The organism is Polaromonas sp. (genome assembly GCF_018780625.1).
GTDB lineage: Bacteria > Pseudomonadota > Gammaproteobacteria > Burkholderiales > Burkholderiaceae_C > Polaromonas.
Window position 1 is genome coordinate 1 of record NZ_JADMJK010000142.1, and the last position, 2,150, is coordinate 2,150.

The following is a 2,150-nucleotide window of genomic DNA, read 5'->3' on the forward strand; positions in this document are numbered from 1 at the left end:
TTGCGCAAGCTTTCCCAGGACAGCACGGCGTACCGAAAGCAGCAGCGGGTATGGCTGGAAGGAGACCACTTGTGCCGTGCCGCGCTGGCTCGCGGGTTGAAGCCCTCCATCGCCGTATTTTCAGCATCATTTTGGCCTTTTGCCCCCGCCGAATGGACGCAAGTAGCTATCAAAAACATCGTAATTTCTGACGCGCTTCTGCCCGAGATCAGTGGCCTGGAGTCCCCGGCCCGCATGGGATTTGTGCTCGATTTGCCTGCGACGCCTGAATGGCTGCCGGACGCTGCCTCGGTCATTCTGGACCGCGTGCAGGACGCCGGCAATGTGGGCTCCATCATGCGCAGTGCGGCTGCGTTTGGTTTTCGGCAGATCATTGCCCTGAAAGGCACGGCCGCGCTTTGGTCGCCCAAAGTGCTGCGCGCGGGCATGGGCGCCCATTTCTCCTTGCAACTGGTTGAAGGGGTGGAGCCGGCGGCGCTGGCGTCGCTGACCATTCCCATCCTGGTCACCAGTTCGCATCACGGCAGTTTTCTGCATCAACAGGCACTACCCATGCCTTGCGCCTGGGCCATGGGCCATGAAGGGCAGGGCGTCAGTGACGAGCTGATGGACAGGGCCAGCCTGAAGGTGCGCATCGACCAGCCCGGCGGAGAGGAGTCGCTCAACGTCGCCGCTGCTGCCGCTATTTGCCTGTACGCGAGTGCCTTGGCCGGGCAATAAGTCAACAAAGCCGGCCTTGTCGAGGGCAGTGCAGTTCTCTCAAAGGCAAGCTTAAGGCCAGCTACTGCACGTTATAATCAGGGGCTTTTCAAAACACAGCTTCGCCCAAGCGCAGTAAAAGCCAACCCCCTCACAAAAGCAGCCTGCAAGAGTCTTTACAGAGACATATCTTGTCTACGCTTGGGCGAACCGTAACCAAACCGGAGAACCCAGTGCTTTTGTCGCTACAGGGAACACATCAAACGACCCCTCCCGCCATACTGGCGCTCGCGGACGGCACGGTCTTTATTGGCAATTCGATCGGAGCTGCGGGCTCCACGATCGGCGAGGTGGTGTTCAACACCGCCATGACCGGCTATCAGGAAATCCTCACGGATCCGAGCTATTGCCAGCAGATCGTTACCCTCACGTACCCCCATATTGGCAATTACGGCGTTAACGCCGAGGACGTCGAAGCCGAAAAAATCCATGCCGCAGGTCTGATCATCAAGGACTTGCCGCTGCTGGCCTCGAACTTCCGCATGACCATGACTTTGTCCGAGTACCTGGTGAAGGAAAAAACGGTGGCGATCGCGGGTATTGACACCCGGCAACTGACGCGTCACCTGCGTCGCCAGGGCGCCCAAAACGGATGCATTCTGGCGCTAGGCCAGGGCGAGTCGGTGACGCAGGCCGTCATTGACCAGGCGGTGGCCGCGGCAAAAGGCGCATCCAGCATGTCCGGGCTGGATCTGGCCAAGGTGGTGTCGGTTCAGCATGCCTACCCGTGGACGCAGACCGAGTGGAAACTCGGTTCCGGCTACGGCGAGCAGATCACGCCTAAATTTCACGTCGTGGCGTTTGATTTTGGCGTCAAGAAAAACATCCTGCGCATGCTGGCAGAGCGCGGCGCCCGCATCACCGTGGTGCCGGCGCAAACCAGCGCCGCCGATGTGATGCGGCTCAAACCTGACGGCATCTTCCTGTCCAACGGTCCCGGCGATCCGCAGCCTTGCGACTACGCCATTGCGGCTGTGCGCGAATTGATTGAAACGGGTATTCCGACCTTCGGCATCTGCCTGGGTCACCAGATCATGGCGCTGGCCAGTGGTGCCACGACCTTCAAGATGAAGTTCGGCCACCACGGCGCCAATCATCCGGTGAAAGACCTGGACAACGGCCGGGTCAGCATCACCAGCCAGAACCACGGTTTTGCGGTCGATGAAAAAAGCCTTCCCGCCAACCTGCGCGCCACCCACATCAGCTTGTTTGACGGCACCCTGCAGGGCTTGGCCCGCACCGACAAGCCAGCGTTCTGCTTTCAAGGCCACCCCGAAGCGTCGCCCGGCCCCCACGATATTTCCTATTTGTTCGACCGCTTCACGGCACTGATGGAGCAACACAAACATGCCTAAGCGTACAGACATCAAATCCGTTCTCATCATTGGCGC

General features: G+C 59.7%; 2 protein-coding genes. Both read left to right on the forward strand.

Translation table 11 applies throughout. From position 1 onward, the window contains the following. The coding region (locus tag IV091_RS12325; RefSeq protein WP_293469119.1) for an RNA methyltransferase at positions 1-720 on the forward strand (720 nt) is incomplete at its 5' end. Between the two features lie 212 nt (positions 721-932). Next, complete coding sequence (gene carA, locus IV091_RS12330; protein WP_293469121.1) at positions 933-2,114, forward strand: glutamine-hydrolyzing carbamoyl-phosphate synthase small subunit; 1,182 nt, start codon at positions 933-935, stop codon at positions 2,112-2,114. The last annotated feature ends 36 nt before the right edge of the window (positions 2,115-2,150 follow it).